The organism is Citrobacter sp. Ce104 (genome assembly GCF_030334595.1).
Lineage (GTDB): Bacteria > Pseudomonadota > Gammaproteobacteria > Enterobacterales > Enterobacteriaceae > Citrobacter > Citrobacter europaeus.
In genome coordinates this window covers 39,155-60,946 of the sequence record NZ_JAOWDP010000066.1, presented here as the reverse complement: position 1 = coordinate 60,946, position 21,792 = coordinate 39,155, and the positions used below count along the sequence as shown (strand labels likewise).

At 51.3% G+C, this 21,792-nt stretch carries 19 protein-coding genes; 12 read left to right on the top strand and 7 right to left on the bottom strand.

The genetic code is table 11. The features are described 5' to 3' along the window. The first annotated feature begins 38 nt into the window (after positions 1 to 38). The 8 genes from OGW16_RS16690 to OGW16_RS16655 are packed head-to-tail and all read left to right on the top strand — an operon-like array spanning position 39 to position 9,700. Positions 39 to 2,129, top strand: coding sequence for a methyl-accepting chemotaxis protein (locus OGW16_RS16690; RefSeq protein ID WP_047409170.1), 2,091 nt, complete (start codon positions 39 to 41; stop codon positions 2,127 to 2,129). Further along, complete coding sequence (locus OGW16_RS16685; RefSeq protein WP_043017363.1) at positions 2,126 to 3,193, top strand: chemotaxis protein CheB; 1,068 nt, start codon at positions 2,126 to 2,128, stop codon at positions 3,191 to 3,193. The genes OGW16_RS16690 and OGW16_RS16685 overlap by 4 nt, the downstream gene beginning before the upstream one ends. After that, entirely contained in the window at positions 3,190 to 4,602 is a 1,413-nt protein-coding gene (locus OGW16_RS16680) for a CheR family methyltransferase (RefSeq protein WP_047409173.1), read from the top strand. The genes OGW16_RS16685 and OGW16_RS16680 overlap by 4 nt, the downstream gene beginning before the upstream one ends. An 11-nt stretch (positions 4,603 to 4,613) precedes the next feature. Continuing rightward, entirely contained in the window at positions 4,614 to 6,746 is a 2,133-nt protein-coding gene (locus OGW16_RS16675) for a hybrid sensor histidine kinase/response regulator (RefSeq protein ID WP_286518632.1), read from the top strand. Positions 6,747 to 6,768: 22 nt separating this feature from the next. Continuing rightward, the gene (locus OGW16_RS16670) at positions 6,769 to 7,131 is read left to right on the top strand and encodes a response regulator (protein WP_043017360.1); all 363 of its coding nucleotides are present in this window, start codon (positions 6,769 to 6,771) and stop codon (positions 7,129 to 7,131) included. 13 nt (positions 7,132 to 7,144) lie between these two features. After that, positions 7,145 to 8,821, top strand: a complete 1,677-nt coding sequence (locus tag OGW16_RS16665; RefSeq protein WP_043017359.1) for a diguanylate cyclase — start codon at positions 7,145 to 7,147, stop codon at positions 8,819 to 8,821. An 11-nt stretch (positions 8,822 to 8,832) separates the two neighbouring features. Next, positions 8,833 to 9,357, top strand: a complete 525-nt coding sequence (locus OGW16_RS16660) for a chemotaxis protein CheW (protein WP_043017358.1) — start codon at positions 8,833 to 8,835, stop codon at positions 9,355 to 9,357. Next, the gene (locus OGW16_RS16655) at positions 9,341 to 9,700 is read left to right on the top strand and encodes a hypothetical protein (RefSeq protein ID WP_043017357.1); all 360 of its coding nucleotides are present in this window, start codon (positions 9,341 to 9,343) and stop codon (positions 9,698 to 9,700) included. The genes OGW16_RS16660 and OGW16_RS16655 overlap by 17 nt, the downstream gene beginning before the upstream one ends. Before the next feature lie 6 nt (positions 9,701 to 9,706). Here OGW16_RS16655 and sitD read toward each other — a convergent pair whose 3' ends face one another. The 6 genes from sitD to OGW16_RS16625 form a co-directional block, all read right to left on the bottom strand. Further along, positions 9,707 to 10,558: an iron/manganese ABC transporter permease subunit SitD gene (gene sitD / locus OGW16_RS16650; RefSeq protein WP_047409183.1), complete on the bottom strand. Its 852-nt coding sequence runs from the start codon at positions 10,556 to 10,558 to the stop codon at positions 9,707 to 9,709. Then, entirely contained in the window at positions 10,555 to 11,412 is an 858-nt protein-coding gene (gene sitC / locus OGW16_RS16645) for an iron/manganese ABC transporter permease subunit SitC (RefSeq protein ID WP_047409186.1), read from the bottom strand. The genes sitD and sitC overlap by 4 nt, the downstream gene beginning before the upstream one ends. 2 nt (positions 11,413 to 11,414) lie before the next feature. Continuing rightward, positions 11,415 to 12,230 carry an iron/manganese ABC transporter ATP-binding protein SitB gene (sitB, locus tag OGW16_RS16640; protein WP_075145720.1) on the bottom strand — a complete coding sequence of 272 codons (816 nt, stop codon included), beginning with the start codon at positions 12,228 to 12,230 and terminating at the stop codon, positions 11,415 to 11,417. Continuing rightward, on the bottom strand, positions 12,227 to 13,144 hold the full coding sequence (locus tag OGW16_RS16635) for a metal ABC transporter substrate-binding protein (RefSeq protein WP_047409189.1): 918 nt from the start codon (positions 13,142 to 13,144) through the stop codon (positions 12,227 to 12,229). The genes sitB and OGW16_RS16635 overlap by 4 nt, the downstream gene beginning before the upstream one ends. A 182-nt stretch (positions 13,145 to 13,326) precedes the next feature. Continuing rightward, a complete protein-coding gene (locus OGW16_RS16630) occupies positions 13,327 to 14,100 on the bottom strand; it encodes an SGNH/GDSL hydrolase family protein (protein WP_286518631.1) in 774 nt (257 codons plus the stop codon). Between the two features lie 10 nt (positions 14,101 to 14,110). Continuing rightward, positions 14,111 to 15,151 carry a porin gene (locus OGW16_RS16625; RefSeq protein ID WP_047409196.1) on the bottom strand — a complete coding sequence of 347 codons (1,041 nt, stop codon included), beginning with the start codon at positions 15,149 to 15,151 and terminating at the stop codon, positions 14,111 to 14,113. A gap of 406 nt (positions 15,152 to 15,557) precedes the next feature. Here OGW16_RS16625 and OGW16_RS16620 point away from each other — a divergent pair, with 406 nt between their 5' ends. Further along, positions 15,558 to 16,928 (top strand): class-II fumarase/aspartase family protein, encoded by a 1,371-nt coding sequence (locus OGW16_RS16620; protein WP_193145240.1) that lies wholly within the window; start codon positions 15,558 to 15,560, stop codon positions 16,926 to 16,928. Between the two features lie 46 nt (positions 16,929 to 16,974). Here the strand turns inward: OGW16_RS16620 and OGW16_RS16615 are convergent, their stop codons facing one another. Then, on the bottom strand, positions 16,975 to 17,868 hold the full coding sequence (locus tag OGW16_RS16615) for a MurR/RpiR family transcriptional regulator (protein WP_043017349.1): 894 nt from the start codon (positions 17,866 to 17,868) through the stop codon (positions 16,975 to 16,977). A 353-nt stretch (positions 17,869 to 18,221) separates the two neighbouring features. On the opposite strand from OGW16_RS16615, the gene dcuC reads away from it, so the two are divergent. The 3 genes from dcuC (at position 18,222) to OGW16_RS16600 (ending at position 21,766) form a co-directional block, all read left to right on the top strand. Continuing rightward, positions 18,222 to 19,589, top strand: coding sequence for a C4-dicarboxylate transporter DcuC (gene dcuC / locus OGW16_RS16610; protein WP_043017348.1), 1,368 nt, complete (start codon positions 18,222 to 18,224; stop codon positions 19,587 to 19,589). A 52-nt stretch (positions 19,590 to 19,641) separates the two neighbouring features. Further along, positions 19,642 to 21,336 carry an NAD-dependent malic enzyme gene (locus OGW16_RS16605; RefSeq protein WP_043017347.1) on the top strand — a complete coding sequence of 565 codons (1,695 nt, stop codon included), beginning with the start codon at positions 19,642 to 19,644 and terminating at the stop codon, positions 21,334 to 21,336. Between the two features lie 85 nt (positions 21,337 to 21,421). Further along, positions 21,422 to 21,766, top strand: coding sequence for a nitrous oxide-stimulated promoter family protein (locus OGW16_RS16600; protein WP_003825888.1), 345 nt, complete (start codon positions 21,422 to 21,424; stop codon positions 21,764 to 21,766). Positions 21,767 to 21,792 lie beyond the last annotated feature (26 nt).

The window sequence follows — 21,792 nt, the reverse complement described above, 5'->3', positions numbered from 1 at the left end:
AAAAAGAGTCATTTCTTCTCAGGTAGAGAATAAAAAATATGAGTGACATTATTAAAGTGAAAAATCGAACGGCGGGTGCCAGCGGTGTGGGGCCGCGCGTTCGGGTGCTATCCTGGCTACACAATATCCATCCCGGTGTAGCGATGAAGCTCGGCATGATTCTGGTGGTTTGTATCGCAACATTGCTGATTGGCGCCTCTTTTATATTATCGTCTTATCTTTCCAGACAACTGCAGGTCAATGCGCTGGAGATGATTAAGACCAACACGCGTATATTCCACAACAGCATATCTAACGAATTCCAGCGAGTGACACGCGATGCGGAGCATTACAGCAATGTTTATATCAACAACTACCAAAACGTTGCTAATAAACCGCTGCGTTACATGGACTCTACTGAATTAAAAGCGGTCCTGAGTAACCCGAACACCAACGCGCATTTCACCGAATTAACCAGCGTATTTGCCAGCACGTTTATTCTGCAAGGCGAGCAGTTTGTGCGCGTTAGTAGCACCTTGCTGGCAAGTTCAGGCAATACGGCAACCGCAACGGCGTTGGGGCGCGACAACCCGGCATTACCGTTACTTTTGAAGAATAAACCTTTTTCCGGCGTAGTGACGCTATTTGGTAAGCAGTTTATTAGTCACTATGAACCGATTGCCGATAAATATGGCCAGGTGGTTGGGGCGGTTGCGGTAGGTTTTGACGTCAAACAAAGTCTGCAACCGATTATTCAGCGTTTGCTGAATGTGCATATTGGCAAAGATGGCTATGCCTACGTACTGGATGCCGGATTTGAACCGGGTCGGATGTTGGTCCATCCCTCATTGAACAACCAGCAGGCCATTAATATTACTGATGCCAATGGTTTTAAGCTATTTGCCGATATGCTCGAACATAAAAATGGCATCACCTATTACAACTGGGTGAGCGGTTATGGCGCATTGCCGAAAACCAAAGTCGCCGTTTATGAATACGTTGAAGGGATTAACTGGATAATCGCAACGACCAACTACGTTGACGATGTCGCCAAAAGCAGCAATCTGGTGCGTAACGGTCTGCTGTTATTCACCGCGCTGCTGCTGCCCATCATTTTATTGCTGATTGCCGTTGCCAGCCGCTTCCTGATTTCCCGGCGCTTAAACCGCGTATTGGGGATTGCGCAGAGTATCGCTGAAGGCGACTTAACGGTGGATGTGCAGGTCGATCATCACGATGAGATTGGCGAGTTGCTGAGCGCGGTAGAAACGATGCGCCAGCGTTTGCACTCGCTGGTCGGTGGTATGGTTTCTCATGCGAATTCGGTGCATCAGGCGTCGCTGCACATCACCGAGGCGGTAGATGGTCAGGCGTCAACCAGCGTGGAAACCTCTTCTTCAGTGGCTGAAATTACCTCTACCATGGAGGAACTGTCAGCGTCTTCCACGCAAATTGCTGAACATTCGCGGGCGGTTGTGGATATCGCCAATCAGACCCTTGATGACTGTAATAAAGGTTCAGAATCGATGTCGCAGTTGCTGATGCGCATGACGGATATTGACACCGACAATCAGCAAAACATGCGTGAAATCATGATGCTCGGCAATAAGTCGACGGAAATCAGTCGCGTGATGGTAATCATTAACAGCGTCGCGGATCAAACGAAACTGATCGCCTTTAACGCCGCGCTGGAAGCGGCCAGCGCCGGGGAAGCCGGTAAGCGTTTCTCGGTGGTGGCAGCTGAAATCCGCCGTCTGGCCGACTCGGTAACGGAATCGACGGTTGAGATTGAGAATAAGATCAGCGAGATCCAAAACGCAATCAATCGCCTGGTGCTGAACGCCGAAAAAGGCGGCGAGAGCATCAAAGCGGGCGCCAGAGCGTGCAAAGTCAGCGCCGAGCATCTGAATGATATCGTCGTGACTGCAGAGCAAACCTCGACGGCGGCGCTGCAAATATCCCTGTCTACCCAGCAGCAGAAAACAGCAAGTAATCAGGTGGTTATGGCGCTGCGAGAGATTGTCGTTGCCAGTAACTATACCTCGCAGTCCATCAAAGACATTCTGGTTGTCAGCCAGGACATGACGCAGTTGTCGAAAGCGCTGAAAGAGGCGTCGTCCTCATTCACTCTGACGGAAGCAGAAGCATGAATAGCGGCAACATTCGGGTGCTGATCCTCGACCTGGGCAGCGCGTCGCGTAATGAGCTGGTCAGGCAACTGGAGGATCACCCGCATATTAAGGTGGTGGGGCAAGCAGCCCATCGCCGGCTGGCGATTCGGTTGTTGCAACAGCTGATGCCCGATCTGCTGATTCTGACGCTGGATACCTCAAGCGCCGATAACGTCGAGGTTGTCGAAACGATTATGGCAACCAGCGCCATCCCCATTTTGGTCATGAGATTTTGCCCAGAAAAACAATGGGATGATGATTACATTTCACGCGGTGCGCTGGCGGTGCTGCATCATAGCAGTGATTTCCCGCTATCAACGGACGCCCTGCATCGCAAAGTAGAATTGCTGGTTGGCGTGAAAGTTATTCGTCATATCAAGGGATTACGCCATCCAGGTGAACCGGTGATGCCAACTGCACGACCGACAACGGATGCCGCACAGTCGCCGCAGGACTGGCCTTTTGTGCTGGCGATTGCCTGCTCGACGGGCGGGCCGCAGGCGCTGAGTAAGCTATTGCAGGAACTCCCCGGTACGTTCCCGTGTCCGGTGCTAATCGCCCAGCATATAGCTGATGGTTTCGCAAAAGATATGGTGCGCTGGCTGGACAGCGTGACCGAGCTGAAGGTACGACTGGCGCAGGAAGACGATCGGGTACAGGCCGGGTATGTATATATATTACCGCCGGAGCAGCATCTGATCGTCAAAAACAACCAGCGTCTGGCGGCGATCCCCAGACAGGAAAGTGACGTTTACCATCCCAGTTGCAATCTGTTGCTGGAGTCGGTGGCTGAAGTGTTTCGCGAAAAAGCCGTCGGACTGATTATGACGGGGATGGGCAGCGATGGCTGTCGCGGCATCGAGCTTATTTTCCGGCGAGGCGGCAGAACGCTGGCGCAGGACGAAGAGAGTTCGGTGGTATTTGGTATGAATAAGAACGCGATCGACAAGCAGCTGATACACCGCACGATCCCACTGGATGGCCTTGCCAAAGTGTTGCTTGCAATGGCGTGTCACGGGCGCTTTGAGAGTAAATTGCCATGATCCCCAATCTTCCTGATTATGCCCGTCTGATCAAAGAACGGGTCGGTTTACACTTCGATAACGCCATGGAAGCACTGCTGAAAACGGCGCTGAGTCGGCGAATGGCTGAGCGAAAAATCAGTGATTACTATGAATACTACGAGCAACTGCGTATCTCGCAGAACGAGTTTGATAGCTTCATTACGTTGATTACGATTAACGAAACCTATTTTTTCCGTGAAAGCGATACGCTGGATTTAATCTGTGACAAGTGGATCCCACGTCTGCTGCAACAGCGTAGCGGCCCGGTGCGTATTCTTAGTGCCGGATGCTCCTCGGGGGAAGAAGCCTACTCGCTGGCTATCAAGCTGCATGAGAAATTCCTCGGCGCGATGGCGCAGCGTATTGAAATTTACGGCTGTGATATTGACCCGGCAATCCTCGCAAAAGCCCGTAACGCCTGCTATTCAAGCTACTCGTTTCGTGGCGTCGACCCGAGTATTCAGCAACGTTACTTTACCCGCTCGGGAAACCTCTACCGGCTGCATGATGAGATTCGTGAGAAAGTCTCCTTTCATCGCACCAACATTATAAAAGAGCAGTTGCTGCCGGAAGTGGACATCATTTTGCTGCGCAACGTGTCCATCTATTTCGACACGCCAACGCGTCGTGAACTGCACGGTAATTTATTGAAGATGTTACAGCCGCAGGGGGCCTTATTTTTTGGCAATGCAGAAACGCTGGCCAACAATTTCGACATTCTAAAACTGGAGCAGGAAGAGGGCATTTTCTATTTTTGTCACCATCGCGAAGCGGCGAAGGTCGCGCCCGTGCCCCGAGCTGCATCGCGCGTTGCGCCGCCGAGAACGGTGGTTGAACAGGACGCTTCCGCGCCAACGGTGCAGCAGAATAATGACTGGCTGAAGAAAGCACGCGCCTGTCTCGATGAGAAATGTTTTTCTGAAGCCGAAAAGTGTATCGCCTGCGTATTACGCGACGATCCCCGTAATCAGGATGCGCTGCTGATCCAGGGGGTGATAGCCCTTGAGCAACGTGAATTTTCTCAGACAGCCGGCAACGCGCAGCAGATCCTCGCGCAGGATGAGTGGTCGGCAGAGGCCAAAATGCTGCTCGGCCTGGCGATGATGTGGCAACACCAGACGCAGCAGGCTATCGCCTGGTTCAAACAGGTGGTTTATCAGGAACCGGGCTACTGGCCGGCACACTATTACCTGGCCGAAATGTACCGACAAAGCGAGCTGCGCCAGCCCGCACAACGGACTTATCGCGTGGTAATGCAGTTACTGAATGCTGAAATGAACAATCCATCATCGGTTTGTCGTCTGCGTTTGCCGATCGTTTTTCCAGGCCATACGTTTCGTTTCCTGTGTGAACATCAACTGGCGCAATTCGCCCACCAAAGTGGCTAATAAGAGCGATTATGGCTATCTGTCTAAAAAAATTCGTTCTGCGCTTTATTGATGAAGGGAGAGGTCATTTGCAGACGATCAGCGAAGGGGCGTTTCTCCTCTCCGCTGATGAGCATACGGAAGCCTGGATAGGCGAGATGTTTCGCGCCGCGCATACCCTGAAAGGGGGCGCGCGGATGCTGAAACTGCAAAGTATCGCCGATGTCACTCATCATCTTGAGGATGTATTGAGTGAGCTGCGTGATAACAAACTGACGCCGGACAGGGCGCTGGGCAATCTGATTCATGAGTCCGTGGAGTATCTCTCCGGCCAGTTGACGCAGCTTTTTGTCAGCGAAGGGGATAATCAGTTGCCACCGGCGGACGCCGGGCTGTGCGAACGCCTTGCCCGCGCCAGCCGGGGAGAGGCTGTCACACTGGCGGTCGAAGGTGCAGGGACAACGGAAAAAGCAGGCACCCCAACGCCTGCAGCGGCAGCCAGCATGGATTCCGGCATTAAGCAGGCCGATTTCGTGCGGGTAAAGCTGAATAAGCTCGATGGCCTGATCGACATCCTGGGGGAAGTTCTCGCCGGGCATGACCGCCTTGAGCAACAGATCCAAAATCTGAGTCAACTGGTCCCGCGACTGCCAGGCCTGAGTGCCGAACAGCTTCGCCAGCAGATCCACGATTTCAGCGCGCAGTTGAAAGAGAGCGTCCAGCTCCAGCATTTGCAAATGTTTGAACTTTACGACGTGGCGGCACGGATCCGCATGCTGCCGCTTTCAACGTTGTTTGAACCGATTTCGCTGCAGGTCAGTGAGCTGGCTTCCACGCTGAATAAGCAGGTGGTATGCCGCTTTGTCGGCGGAGAAGTGGAAATCGATCGTCAACTGATTGACCGCTTATCGGAGTCGCTGACGCATTTACTGCGTAACGCCGTCGATCACGGGATTGGCGAGATCGATGAACGTCTGGCGCTCGGTAAATCCACGCGTGGCACCATTACCATCACTACCCAACAGGACGGCAGTGGGATACTACTGCGTATCGAAGATGACGGTCGCGGTCTGAACTATGAGGCCATCAGCGCGAAGGCGGTCAGTAAAGGTCTGGTTCCTGCTTCCATGGCCGGGCAGCTCTCCGAGCAGGAGTGTAATGAGCTGATTTTTCATCCTGGTTTTTCTACCAGCAAGATAGTCTCCGAGCTTTCCGGTCGCGGCGTGGGCCTTGATGTGGTGCGCAAAACGGTGGTGACCGATCTGCAAGGAGATTTGCAGGTTTATAGCCGTGCGGGCATCGGAACCAGCTTTAGTCTGCGTCTGCCTGTTTCGCTAACGATGATGCGCATTCTGCAATTTGAAGAGCAGGGACACCTGTTCGGTCTGGCCGCGCAGTATGTGGTCGAGGTGGTGGAGTGCACCGCGCAGGGAATTAGCGATATTGCCGGGCGACCCGCCATTATTTTGCATAACGAGTTTATCCCGGTGGTCTGCACAGGCGCCTTGCTGGGTATTAATGAGCGTCAGGGAAGTTCTCCACCGGCTGGGCAGCGGTTAATCGTGGTGCAAAACCAGTTTAGCAAAATGGCGCTGCGGGTGGATAAGCTGCTCGATGAACGCAAGATGATGATCAAACCGTTACCGAAGCATATGCAGCAGCAGTCGCTGGTTTCCGGGATGGTACAAACGCCGGAAAACCAACTGGTCAGCATTCTGCAAGTCCCCGCGCTGATGGCGATGGCGCAGCAATCGCGACAAACCACGGCACCCGCACCGGCGGCAAACGTTACGCCGGATGCCTGGCACGTGCTGGTGGTTGACGACTCCCTCAATACCCGCGAGATAGAAAAGAATGTGCTGGAAGCGCACGGTTATCAGGTCACGCTGGCAGAAGACGGATTGTCTGGACTGCAAAAAGCGAAACTGACCCAGTTTGATGCCGTACTGACGGATGTCGAGATGCCGTTTATGGATGGTTTCACCTTCACCAAATCCTTGCGAGGAGAGAAAAATTATCAGCACACGCCAATCATCATCGTGACGTCCCGCGCAAAGGAAGAGGACCGGCGGCGAGGGATTCAGGTGGGGGCGGATGCCTACATCGCCAAAGGCGATTTCGAGCAGGACAGTTTGATAAAAACATTAAAAATGCTTTTGTGCTGATGGCGCAAAATCGAGAGAGAAGATGCGAATTTTATTAGTTGATGATGATCTTTTTGCGGCCGAACTGGCGTCTATTTTTTTGCAAATGGATGGCTACGATGTGGTGATTGTGGAAAGCGCGATTTCCGCCTTAGCAAGCCTGGACTCGGACAACAATATCGACCTGGTTATTAGCGATCTGCATATGCCAGAGATTAGCGGACTGGATTTACTGGCGTTGTTACGCGCTCAGCACTGGTCCAAACCTTTTATTTTACTGAGTGCCAATGAAGTGACGGCCAGCGACGTTGCGTACGACCGTTGGGTTAAAAAAGATGAAAACCTTGCGGAAAATCTGGGGGCTGCGGTGAACGCGCTACTGCAGCCACCTGCGGTTACGAAATAAGCCTGGGCGTGTGATGAAACAAGAAAATAAACACATAGCGATGGCGGCTGCGCAGGAAAAAATAGCGCGTTTGCGCCAGGGGTTTTTACGTCGAATCCCCGACATGCTGGCGCAAGCGGAAAGATTACTCGTTCAACTGGTCGCAGAGCCCAGCGAAGCCTGTCGTAAACAGCTGCATATTCTGCTGCACAGTATCCACGGTTCGGCGGGATCATTTGGTTTTAGCCCGCTGGCGAATGCTTCAGCAGAAGGTGAGCGTTTACTGACGGAGCCAGAAACGGAGGCTGGCACGCTGCATTACGATGAGCTGCGGCGAATCATTCGCTGGTTGTACACCCTGACTCAGGAGCAGCTCAATCTTGAGCATCGCATCAGCGATACGGATTTCACTTTACCGATCGCCGCGCAACGCCCGGAAGAGGGATATGTTCGGCGGGCCAGCAAGCCTATCTACCTGTGTGATGATGACCTCGACCAGGTTGAACTGCTCGCTACTCAACTGCGCTGCTTTGGTTTTACCTGCCATGTGTTCGCAAGCACGCAGGATTTTAGTCAGGCCGTATTGTTGCAACCGCCTGCCGTGGTAATTATGGACGTCAGCTTTCCGGACAACGCCTACGGTGGACCGCTGGCGATGTCGGATCTGAAGCGCAAAGTGGGTAAACCTTTCCCGGTGTTGTTTCTCTCGTGTCATAGCGATTTTAACGCCCGCATCAACGCCATTAAATCCGGCTGTGATGGTTACTACGTAAAACCGGCTTCGATTACCGATTTAGTACAGGAACTTCACCGCCTGACTCAACCGTCGCTGAGAAAACCTTATCAGGTGCTGATGATCGATGACGAGCCGGCGGTGGCGGAGTACAACGCCGAAATGCTGCGCATGGCGGGAATGGAAGTACATGTATTGGAAAAACCTCACTATTTACTGCACGTGCTGAATGCGCAACCGATCGATCTGGTGTTGATGGATTACCACATGCCGGAGTTCAGCGGCGAGGAACTGACAAAACTGATTCGCCAAATACCGCAACATATTGGCCTGCCTATCGCTTATCTCTCCAGCGAGACCAACAAGCATGCGCAGTTGGGAGCGATGAGTATTGGCGCGGAGGATTTTATTCTCAAACAGGCCGATCCAGAGGAGTTGATTCGAGCCGTATCGATCCGCGCGGAAAGAATGCGCGTCCTGCGCGCCCGCATGTCGCAGGACAGCCTGAGCGGGTTATATAACCACTCGACGACCACCCATTTTCTTAAAAGCGCGATTGCCGAGTCGAACTACAGTGGCAACCCGTTTTGCATGGTGATGGTGGACCTGGATCGCTTCAAAAGCGTTAACGATACCTACGGTCATGCGGTCGGCGATCAGGTGATTGTCGGTATTTCGCAGCTGTTTTCGCATCGCTTACGCAGCACCGATATCGTGGGGCGTTACGGTGGTGAAGAATTTGTCATCATCATGCCTAACACCAGCAGTGACAAGGCGGCGCGGGTGGTCGAACGATTACGTAGAGATTACGAACAGGTCACGTTTTCCGTCAATGATGTCAGCTTTCACAGCACCTTCAGCGCGGGTATTGCGCAATGGCAGTTTGGCGATCGGATCGAAACGCTGCGCGAACGTGCCGATCAGGCGCTATACGCCGCGAAGCAAAATGGCCGCAACACCTTCTGCGTTGCTGAGTAAAAGGAGAAAACATGAGCCAACAGCTGGAGCACATTCTCGCGCTGAATCATGGCGAAAAGCCGGAATGTGAAAACGTTGATGAGCCGCAGCGTACGCTGGTGTTATTTCAACTGGCGGGTAAGAATTTTGCTTTTTACGGCGCGCAGATCAAAGAGATCCTCGCAGAGCGCCCGATCTCCTGGGTTCCCTGTTGCCCGCCAATGCTTGAAGGGGTCATTAATTACCGCGGGCGAGTCGAGTCGGTGATGAGGCTGGACAGCCTGATCGACACCCCTGCCGTCAATCTGGCAGGTAAACGCACCATCCTGATTGGTTGTGCCGAAAAAATGCAAAGCGGGATCCTGATAGACAAACTGATTGATGTGCTGGACGTTGTTGAAAGCCAGATTCATTTGCCGGGAGACTCGCTGCCTTCGGCGCTGCAAACGATCGCAGTGGGTGTGGTTAACGTGACGGAAACCTGGTTCACGCTGCTCGACCTGAATCTGGTGTTTGATCGTTATCAGGAGACCCGTGGCTATGACGGCTCTCACTAACCTTGCAGCGGTGCGCGTCACGCTGGGTTCGCAGAATTTTTATATTCCGGCCAGCCAGGTTGGACGCTGCGCGCTGGTGACGCATGTTGTACCGGAAATCCCGCGCTTTAGTCACTGGCTGGGTATTGCCGATGAGCCGCAGGAGGGCAGACACTTGCATTTATGCGTTCCTGACAGCGGCGTTGATACCGGCTGGTACTTTTGGGGACAGCTGGAGAACGTGATGCTCTCCAGCGACACCATTTTTGCCGTTCCGCCGCTTCTGGCGCGCAGTTGCCATCTGCCTGCGCTGCGCGCTTTGGTGGGGCGAGAGGCGTTCAGCCCGCTGTTAAGCTGGCGCTGATTAGCCCTATAGCACATCATGCAGGCGTCGCCGTTCTAAACGGCGGTCGCGCAGGGTGGAATAAATAAAGGTAATCACAAACAGCAGGGAAAATAGTACGACGATGGTAGGGGCCGGAGCACTGTCGATGAAAAATGACAGGTACACGCCCATAAACGAGGTAATAACCGACATAACCACCGCCAGCCACAAGGCGTGAGAAAACTTTCGCGTCATTAAAATCGCAATGGCGCCAGGCGCAATCAGCAAGGAGATCGACAAAATAATCCCGACTGATTTTAGCGTGGCGACAATCGTCAGGGCTATCATGCATAACAGGCCGTAATGCAGCAGTGCGGTGTTAAGCCCGCTGGCTTTTGCCTGATGCGGGTCGAACGCATGCAGCAGCAGATCTTTCCATTTAAGTCCGATGATAAGCGCTATTCCCAGCGTGATAACCGCGGTTTGCATGATATCGCTTAACGATACGCCCAGCATGTCGCCGAACAGGATATGATCGAGATGGACTTCTGACTGGATAGAGACGTACAGCACCAGTCCCGCACCAAACATGCCCGAAAAGACAATCCCCATCAGAGTATCGCGTTTGATACGGCTGTTATCGTCGAGATAGCCCGTCGCCACCGCACAGAATAGCCCGGCGATAAACGCGCCAATTGCCAGCGGGATACCTGCAATCCATGCCAGCACAATTCCCGGGAAAACCGCGTGGCTCATGGCATCGCCCATTAGCGCCCAGCCTTTGAGTACTAAAAATACCGACAGCAGCGCGCAGGGGACGGCGACAATAGTGGAGATGACCAGCGCATTGACCATAAAGCTGAACTGAAAAGGTTCCAGCAGCATTGTTAAGATCATACTTGCTCCTTATTCACCAGACGGGCTCGGCGGCGATTCGCCAGCAGACCGTGTTTTGGCGCGAAGACAAATGCCAGCAGGAACAGCAGCGTTTGCAGAACGACAATAATTCCGCCGGTTGCGCCGTCCAGCCAGTAGCTCAGCCAGGCGCCGAAAAAGCTGGTCAGGCTGCCGATAGCGACGGCGATGGTGAGCAGGCGAGGAAAACGATCGGTCAGCAGCCAGGCCGTTGCTCCGGGCGTCACCACCAGGCAAATCACCAGAAATGCGCCGACGGTTTGCAGTGCGGCGACGGTGGAAACGGAGAGCAGCGTAAAAAATAACAGCTTCAACCGGCCCGGGTTCAGACCGATAGACCGCGCGTGGTTTTCATCAAAAAAGACCACCATCAGATCTTTCCACTTCAAAAACAGGATAGTCAGCGAGATAACGCCGATGATGGCCAGTTGCAGAATATCTTCCGGCGCAATCGCCAGCACGTTGCCGAGAATAATGGTCTGAATGTTCACCGACATCGGATTGAGCGACACCATAAATAGCCCGATACCGAAAAAGGACGAAAAAATCAGTCCGATAATGGCATCTTCCTTCAGGCGTGAACGTTGATTGAGAAACAGCATGCTGCCCGCCGCCAGTCCGCCGGAAAGAAATGCGCCAAGCGCGAAGGGAAGCCCTAACATATAAGCTCCGGCAACGCCCGGAACGATAGAGTGCGACAGCGCATCGCCAATCAGCGACCAGCCTTTGAGCATCAGATAGCAGGAGAGAAACGCGCACAGGCCGCCGACCATCGCCGAGACCCACATGGCGTTGAGCATGTACTGGTAGCCAAACGGCTCCGTCAGCCAGTTCATGATTATTTACCCTCGCTTGTCGCGCGTCGCGAAATAAACGGGCGTTCATCATCGGTAATCACGTGTTGTTCACCGCCGCTCAGCGCAACGTGACGCAGTACGCCGCTGAATGCCAGCTCGAGATTCTCGTGAGTAAAGGTGATTTCGGTTGGTCCACTTGCCAGCACCGTGCCTTTAATCATCACCGTGTAATCACAAAACTCGGTGACGGATCCCAGATTATGGGTAGAGACCAGCATGGTCCGCCCCTCATCACGCAGTTCACGCAGCAGGTCGATGATCCGGGCCTCGGTTTTCACATCCACGCCGGTGAAGGGTTCATCCAGTAAAATAACCTGCCCGTCCTGCGCGATGGCTCTTGCCAGAAAAACGCGTTTTTTCTGCCCTCCGGATAATTCACCTATCTGGCGATGGCGATAGTCCAGCATATCCACCCGCGCCAGCGCCGCATCCACGCAGGCGTGGTCAATCTGTTTTGGCCGACGCAGCCACCCCATATGGCCAAAGCGTCCCATCATCACGACATCTTCCACCAGTACCGGAAATGACCAGTCCACCTCTTCTGACTGAGGGACATAGGCAATCAGATTCTGTTTGAGCGCCTTATTAACCGGCTGTTGCAGAATCGATATTTCCCCGTGCGCCAGGCGGACAAAACCCATCAGCGCTTTAAAAAGCGTTGATTTTCCCGAACCGTTTACGCCGACCAGAGCGGCAATTGAGCCGCCCGGTATCTGAAAAGTGGCGTCCCGCAATGCGGTGTGACCGTTGCGATACGTCACCGTAACCTGATTTACGGTAATCGCAGAGTGACTCATGGTTGTCTCTCCAGGCCCTTATTGATGCCGTTGACAATGGTTTGTGTGGTTACGCGCAGTAAATCCAGATAGGTCGGAACCGGGCCGTCGGCAGCGCTGAGCGAATCGACATACAGCACGCCGCCGTAATGTGCGCCAGACTCACGGGCAACCTGACGTGCTGGTTTGTCGGACACGGTGCTTTCGCTAAATACCGTTGGGATATGATGCGCTCTGATCGCATCGATCACCTTGCGTACCTGTTTGGGCGTGCCTTGCTGATCGGCATTGATTGGCCACAGATACAGCTCCTGAAGGTTGTTATCACGCGCGAGGTAAGAGAATGCGCCTTCGCTGGTGACCAGCCAGCGTTTATCAGCAGGGAGCTTGGCCAGTTCTGCATGCAATGGCGCCAGGGTCTGCTGGATTTTTGCTTTATAATTCTGCGCATTTTTCTGGTAGGTGGCGGCATTGTCTGGATCGTATTTCATCAGCGCATCGCGAATGTTATCCACGTAGATAAGCGCGTTCTCCGCTGACATCCAGGCATGCGGGTTTGGTTTACCGTTGTACGGCCCTTCGCTGATACCCATTGGCTGCACGCCGTTTGAGACCATCACTTCCGGTACGCCGGACAAATTTTGGTAGAAGCGGGCAAACCATAGTTCGAGGTTAAGGCCGTTGGAGAGAATAAGCTGCGCGCCTTGCGCCCGTTTTATATCTCCCGGCGTGGGTTGATATTCGTGAATTTCTGCTCCGGGTTTGGTGATGGAGCTGACGTCCGCCGCGTCACCCGCTACGTTGCTGGCCATATCGGCAATCACCGTAAAGGTGGTTATCACTTTGAACTTTTCTTTCGCCCAGGCGGGTGACAGCGTCAGCGCTGTTAACGCGCTGGCAAGGAGAAATGATTTCAGATGGGGCAGATGCGGCATAGTATCCCTCACAACAAAGTGGTTAATTTATCAACGAATATAGCCTTCGCTATGTTATATAGCACAAGGTATAAATAAATGAAAATAATTCTTATTTGCGTAGGGAGCTAAGGAATTGGCGGGGGATAATGCGTTTCACGCCGACAGAATTGCCGGCGTGTCGGTGATGAATTACCTGATGATTACGACTTCTGGAACTCAGTGACGGTGTCCCATGCAATCTGTTGTAACATTTTGGCGGTAGCAGGGGTCATGTCCGTATCAACGGGAAGCGCGCCACCGACCGGAGACTGGTTATACAGGGTGGCAAAGAATACGCATGCGGCGAGATACGTTCCAGAAATTGAAGGATGTACACCATCATGATAATACAGATTTATCTCCGGATGGGTTTTGCGCGCTTTCTCAAAAGCCAGGCCAACCGGAGCGACATATCCTCCCGTTTTCTGCGCAATAGAGATATAAGCGTCCGCCAGTTTTTGGCTATCTTCGGGTTTGTCTTTTTTCGGCCAGGTCATGAAATAGACGACTTTTGCACCCGCTTGATGTGCCATGTTGGCCATTTGGGTTGCAGAATCAACGAAGTTTTGTCGGGTACTTTCTTTCTTTGAAATCGTTTCTGTGGAGTTCCCCTGTAATACCACTACATCCCATTTCTGTAGCGTGTTCTGGTAGCGCATATTCTCAATTTGCCAGCCTAAATGGCCGCTGGAAATCGTGATCCCGCGATACTTATACCCTTTTGCATGGTCAGGCAATAAAGACTGTGTCAAATCCCGTAATCGGGTATTGATATTGTTGTTATAGAACGTGAACGAGTTGCCATACAGCGCGACGATTTTATTCTCGCCATCCATTTTCGCATGTGCGGAAGGCGCTAATAATGTATCAGCGTGAGCGCAGATACTACTCAGTGCCAGGGTTGTTACTGCGGCAAGCAAAGTAATCTTTTTCATCGGTTATCTCTTAGAAATCGTAACGGAGCCCAACGATAAGCGCATCATCATTGGTTTTTTTGTTCTTACTGGCGAATTCTTTATCGTAAGTAAATGATAACCACGTATCCTCAGCCAATGTTAATTGCGCCTCAGCACGCCAGTCTTCTTTTTCAGCAATATCTTTACCGTCTTCATTTAAAAAACTATACCCGGTGAGTACCTTGACGGTGCCAAAGTTGTAGGAAATGAGCGAATCCATTCCTTTATAATTATTATCACTATTGTTATCACGGGAAATAGAAGTCCGTAATGCGGTTACCGCGACCTCATAGGCTTTATAACCGAGTTGTAACCCTCCCATAATTTGATCGTTTTGATTACGCCCATCGGTGGTCACTACGCCATCCTGTCGTTTGTAACGACTGGCCGCGAGTGCTGGTGTAATTCTAAAATCACCAAATTTGAAAGACTTGCGATAGCTGGCCATCGCGCCGTAATCCAGGGCTTCGTTGTCGCTGTTGCCATTACCGGAGACCCATGCCAGTTGAATTTCGTTACCGGCAAATTTGGCGTTCCACTGAACGGTGCCGTCCTGGCGGTTGAACTGGTACGAATCATCTATAGTTGTAATACCATAGCTATAGATATTGGGAGTGAAGTTTTTATATTTATCGGTCATTTTCATTACCTGATACAACGGGTTTTTGGTTCTCCCGGTGATCAGTTCACCCCATGTTTTATTTGACAGACCGACATAGGAATAGCGGGCCTCCATATCGCTTTCACCGGTATTGTTATCATTTTTTTCGGTACGCACCTGCCATTCCAGACGACCCACGATTTTAGTTTCTGGCAGAATATCCAGATCTCGGGTGAGATAAATACCTACACGGCCACCCAGATCGCTTCGGCTTTCACTGCCGGCAAATGAATTCTGGCCACTTGCTATTTTACCCTCAACGCGGCCATAGATATCCAGAGTATTGCCATCCTTATTATAGACGTTTAAGGCGAACGCCGAGGAACTCATACCCATAAGTAATATTAGTGAATAATTTTTTAGCTTCATGTCATCCCTCAAACAAGCATTAATTTCCTGACCATAAAAATAAAGTTCACAGCGAGGTAATTGTTTGTGGAAATGGAATGACAGCGGTATGGGAATTATTTTTTCTCGTGATGAAATGTGATTATTCACGCATAAATATCTCCGTTTTCACTATTGTATTAATGGTTCTTATATTTAATAAGCATTTTTTTGGAAATATTACGGTTGTTTAAAGTGTAATTCACAAATTACTGTGAAGTACATCGCACTTCTACTTGGTGAGAAAAATGAAAATGGGAATATTGCATTCTCATGGCCATTTTGGGGTGGGAATACTATTTTCCCCTATAATTTGGAAAACAGATCCCGCAAACTTGATTAATCACATTTTCGATTTTGACGCATTCATTGGCCGGAGAGGCGCTGTATGTTCGGTAAGCAAACAACGGTATTTGATTCTGATCTTTATTCTTCATTGTTCACCCAGGGGCGGATGCGGGAAATATGGTCTGACGACAATCTGCTGCGGTGTTGGTTGCGGTTTGAGGCGACTGTCGCTCGCGTGCAAGGCGAGCTGGGGATTATCCCTGAGCAAGCCGCCGTCGAAATTGAAAAAACGTGCAGGGATATACAGATAGATTGGCCGGCCCTGGCACAGGAAACACAGACGGTTGGTATGGCGATAAAACCGTTGATCGATCAGATCTCTGCTTGCGGCACACCGTTGGTCAGCCAGTTTCTGCACTGGGGATGTACCACTCAGGACCTGCTGGACTCTGGCATGGCGATGAGACTACAACAAACGCTGCATCTGCTGCGCGAGCAATTACTTGATGTTGGCGAAGCGATGAAAGCGATGGCAATACGTCATACCAGGACGGTGATGGTTGCGCGCACCAATTCGGTGGATGCCTCTGCGACAACATGGGGGCTACATGTTTGCAGTTATCTGGCGGAGGTTAACCGCCATCTGATAAGACTCCAGCAGTTGTACCCGCGCGCGGTCACCGGGCTCTTTGGCGGCGCGGTAGGTAATCTGGCCTCGGTGGGCGAGCAGGGAATGGAAACGCGTGAACGGCTGATGCGAGCGCTGGGTCTGAACGTGCCCTGCGGCATTAATAATGCCAGCCAGGATGCGGTTGTTGAAGTCGTGCAGTTTTTTGCCCTTGTTCACGGCACGCTGTGTCGTCTGGCCAACGATGTCGAAACAATGGGACGCACGCCGATTGCTGAAGTGCTTGAGGGTGAGGGCGGCGGAGGGTCGAGCACGATGCCGCACAAAGTTAATCCGCGTGCCAGTAACATGATGCAAACGCTGGCAAGGATGGGATGGATGTATGCGTCTGGCGCCCCAGCAATGCTGGATCAACAGGACGTACGGGCTGCCTCAATGAGGGTATTAAACTGGACAATCCTCCCGGAGGCCTCTAATGCTTTATCGACCAGCCTGACACGCGCAAAGAATCTGCTTGCGCATCTCATTATTAATGAAGAGAAGATGCGCGCCAATTTTGACTGTTCGAAGCACTTTATTATGTCGGAATCGCTGACGATGAGGCTTGCCGCCAAAATTGGCAGAGAGTCTGCCTATAACTTAGTTAAAGACCTGCTGAAGCATGCAAACGGTGAGCAGAGTTTCATGGAGATTGTCCAGGCTAGCCCGGAAATCCGCGCATCATTATCTGTAGAGGAAATTGCCGACGCCTGCGAGCCGCTGTCATATATCGGAGCGAACGACGCGCTAATCGCTGAAACTATAGCTGAGTTCGATCGCGTGAAAACCCCAGAGATAGCCTGATGCATCCTGTTGCCAGGAGTGAGAACACTCCTGGCTGCTGGTGGGTCTAAGTATTGTGGGCTGATGCTGAAAATGTTTCGAAAAAGACAAACAACTCCTCCAGTTGGGCAAAATTCCCCTCGCTCTCACCTTTCTCATACGCCAGATGCAATATAAGTTCGATAAAAAAGAAGCCAAGAATACGGCTTTGAAAAATGGATTGTACGTCGCTGGGAAGAACGAACTGCAGATCGCAGAACTTACCGTAAGGATTCGCCTCTGAGTTGGTAACCAGGACCACGACGGCATTCTTTTTTCTGAACCACTTTGCAATATTGAGCGCTACCCGGTTAAATCGGTAGTAGGAGAACACAATCAAGACATCCTCCTCCTCAATATTGAGGAGGCATTTGGGGAGTTCGCTGATGTCCGTCGGTAACAGGGTGATGTCACTGCGAAAGTACTTTAGCAGTGTACAAAAGTGCGTTGCCATTGCATGAGATGATGAAGGGCCGACGACATAAATATGACGTTGATTGTTCAATACCAGATCGATAAACGCATTAAGGCTTTCAATATCGATATTATTTTTAAATTGATTAAATAATTCTGATACTTTGTGGGTGAAATCGGTAACGATACTTTCAGTGGTAATGCTGGGGTTGTTACGTAGTTTGATGTTTTTCTCAAAGGGTGCGGATATTTTATTTTTTGATAGCGTAATGTCTAATGCTTTGCGAAAAGCAGCATAACCCGTAAACCCAATTTTATTTAAAAATCGGCCAATGGTGGCTTTGCTTACCATCGCATTTTGCGAGAGATCAACAATGCCATGATAGGGGAGTTCATTGAAGTGTTTATTAATGTACTCATTAAGTCGGCACTCAGATTCAGTCAGATCACCCATATTAAGAGTAAGTGAGTTATACTCATCCAGACTTAACGTGTTTTTTTTGTACATAGATAACACCCGATGGCTGCTGTATATCAACGTTGTTATAGGGGAATACGCTTTCGACGTCAATCATAGAATGAATATGTTGGAAACCCGCATCCAGCCTTTTCTAAGGGATGCGACCGCATTCAGATGAGTTGCGATCTTACTCACAAAAAGTGGTGGGAAAACACCTTTCCCGTATTTTACAACCGCACAACCCATTACAATTAAATCTCAATATTTGAGTATGTAATACGTTAAATTTACGTGCATATTATAGCTGCTTATATATAGGTGTGATTTTTTACTATCCTACATAAGCTATGATGATATGTCAGAAAACCCTACCCGATTTGTATGGCATAGGAATTGTTATTATGACGGCGTTTATTATAGCAATAGTGATAACAGTTATTGCTGCATGGTTAATTGTGAAAAACTATCAGCCGCAAACTGTTCTATTACTCGCTGGACTGGCATTATTGACCATTACCGTACTGTTTTATCCTGAAAACAGCATTCTTTATGATAAAGCAAAATCCACGGGGTCAACCTGGCTGGATATCTTTAGTTTTGCAAAAGAATCGCTTACCACACAAATCGCGGGTATTGGTCTTATCATCATGGCGGCGGGTGGATTTGCCAGCTATATGGATCACATTAAAGCGTCGAACGCGATGGTGAATATGTGCATTCGACCGCTGCAGGTGATTAAAGCGCCATACCTGATCCTTGCGTTAGGGTATATCTGCGCACAGCTTCTGCACGTGGCAATTTCAAGTGCGGCAGGTCTGGCAATGTTGCTGCTGGTAACATTCTTCCCGGTCCTGGTACGCCTGGGAGTCAGTAAAGCCTCCGCGGCCGCGATGATCGGTCTGTGCGCGTTTATGGATTTAGGGCCCGCGGTTGGTACGGCGAATCTGGCAGCCAAGCATGCTGGCATGGAAAGCGCTATCTACTTTGCTCATTACCAGATGCCAGTGGCGGTGGTCGTAATGCTGGCCGTGGCGGTGGTGATTTACTTCAGCGCGAAGTATTTCGACAAAAAAGATGGCTTTGTTCCTGGAGCGCAAAGCGTAGCACAAGCGGAAGAAGAAGGCCGTAAGGTGCCCGTCATTTATGCGCTGTTGCCCGTCTTGCCTGTGGTACTGGTGCTGGTCTTTAGCCCTTTGGTTATCAAATCCATCAAAATTGACGTGGTCACAGCAATGATCCTTGGCGCGGTCGTCGCTTTTTTCTTCGAACTGGTGGCTACCCGAGATTTCAAAAGCTGCTGCAAAGGATTACAGGTCTTTTTCAAAGGGATGGGCAGCATGTTTACCAGCATCGTTTCCTTGCTGGTATGTGCGGATATTTATGCCCAGGGGCTGCAGAAAATTGGCGCTGTGGACTACCTGTTGCAGTCCGTGCAAAACGCAGGGCTGGGTTTTACCAGCATGACGCTGGTAATGACCGCGCTGGTGGGCGTCACCGCCGTCCTGACTGGCTCTGGCGTTGCAGCCTTTTTCTCTTTCTCCGGCCTGGCACCTTCGATTGCGGCAAAATTCGGTGAGAGCGCTGTCAATATGATCCTGCCAATGCAGTTGATGGCGGGAATGGGGCGCTCAATGTCTCCGGTGGCTGGCATCATTATTGCGGTAAGCAAGGCAGGGGAATGCTCACCGTTTATGATTGTCAGAAGAACGCTGCTTCCAGCGCTGGCCGGTATCGCGGCGATGCTGGTTGCCAACTATGTCCTGATTTGAATCCCGAGAGCCTGTTAATGCAGGCTCTTATTTTTTTATCTGGTTGTAATTTATGGATGGCAACGTGACAAACGATGTTTTATACGTCCCGTTTACGGGGAAGTTACTGCTTGAGTCTCCGTTATTAAACAAGGGAAGTAGCTTCACGCAGCAAGAAAGACATGACTTTAACCTGAGTGGGCTACTGCCTTGCGCGATTGAGAATATTGATGAACAAGCTGAGCGGGCGTATCAACAATATCTTGAGGCTGAATCCCACAACGCTCGACATATTTACCTGCGTAATATCCAGGATACCAACGAAACTTTATTTTATTACCTGTTGAAAAAGTACCTGCCCGAGATGTTGCCAATCGTTTATACCCCAGTAGTCGGGGCTGCCTGCGAAAAATTCTCCTGGATATATCGTCGGGCGCGTGGTGTCTTTATTTCCTGGCCCGATCGCGATCGTATTGACGATATTTTGCATGATATTCCACGACACGATATCAAGGTCATCGTCGTCACTGATGGTGAGCGCATTCTGGGACTAGGTGACCAGGGCGTTGGCGGTATGGGGATCCCTATCGGGAAACTGTCGCTCTATACCGTCTGTGGCGGGGTTAATCCGGCGAATACGCTACCCATTCTGCTGGATGTCGGTACGAACAATACGCGACTGCTGGACGATCCGCGCTATATCGGCTGGCGTCATCCGCGCATAACTGGCGAAGACTACTTCGCATTCATTGGTATGTTTATTGCTGCCGTAAAACGGCGCTGGCCTAACGTTCTGCTGCAGTTTGAAGATTTCGCCCAGCATACCGCTGTACCGTTACTGGACCGCTATCGCGATGAGCTGTGCTGTTTTAATGATGATATTCAGGGCACGGCGTCGGTGGCTCTGGCGACCGTGGTTGCTGCCTGTCGTGGCAGCGGCCGCGATTTCCGTCAGCAATCGATTGTGATTGTGGGCGCGGGTGCTGCCGGATGTGGGATCGCCCGACATATTATCGCCTGCCGCATCTCTGAAGGAATGAGCCAGGCCGAAGCCCGACGGACCATTTTTATGGTGGATCGTGACGGTCTGGTGATGACCACCAATCATGGATTAGCGGATTTCCAGCAACCGCTGGCGCAGCCTCCCGTGGCCTTATCTGACTGGCTGTATGAGGGGCAGACTCCGTCGTTACTGGAGGTTATCCACAATGCCAAACCTTCGGTGATGCTGGGTGTGTCGGGCCAGGCCGGATTATTTTCGCAGGAGGTGATTAGCACGATGTACCAATACTGCGATCGGCCGATTGTTATGCCGTTGTCGAATCCCACCTCGAGAATGGAAGCGCGGCCAGAAGATATTGTTCGCTGGACCGAGGGACGGGCCATCATCGCGACCGGCAGTCCCTGCGATGCGGTTGAATTTAATGGGTGTTCCATTCCGGTTGCGCAGTGCAATAACGTTTATGTTTTCCCGGCCATCGGTCTGGGGGCTATCGCCAGCGGCGCGGCGCGAATAACAGAAGCCATGTTGATGGCGGCAAGCCGTGCGCTGGCCGATGCTTCTCCGCTGGTGCATAACGGGGAAGGCGCTCTGTTGCCGGAGATTGGGACAATCTGTGACGTGACGCGCCGCATTGCCTTCGAGGTCGGCAAGACGGCGCAGCAGTCAGGTGTGGCAGAGAAGATGAGCGACGACGCGCTGTTGCAGAGCATCAACGATAACTTTTGGCTACCGCACTACCGTCCTTATAAACGCAGGGCAATTTAGTCATTCTCGTGGGGAATTGATCTCATGTGATGGTTGCCTTCACTGTTAAGGTGTATTATTTATGCAACTTAATTGTGGAGGCATCATGTCCGGCAAACGTATTGCACGTGAAAAAATGACGATCCAGAGAATGATCTCGCTGTATGAAAGCCAGTGTCCGCAGGCTTCAGACGAGCCGGGGCATTACGATGCGTTGTTTGCCTATGCGCAAAAGCGCCTCGATAAGTGCGTATTTGGTGAGGAAAAACCGGCCTGTAAACAGTGCCCTGTGCACTGTTATCAACCTGCTAAACGCGAAGAGATGAAGCAAATTATGCGCTGGGCTGGACCAAGAATGCTCTGGCGTCATCCGATTCTGACCGTGCGTCATCTGATTGATGACAAACGTCCGGTACCGGAATTGCCAGAGAAATACCAGCGGAAGAAGTAATTCTATGCCGGATGGCGGCGATGCTT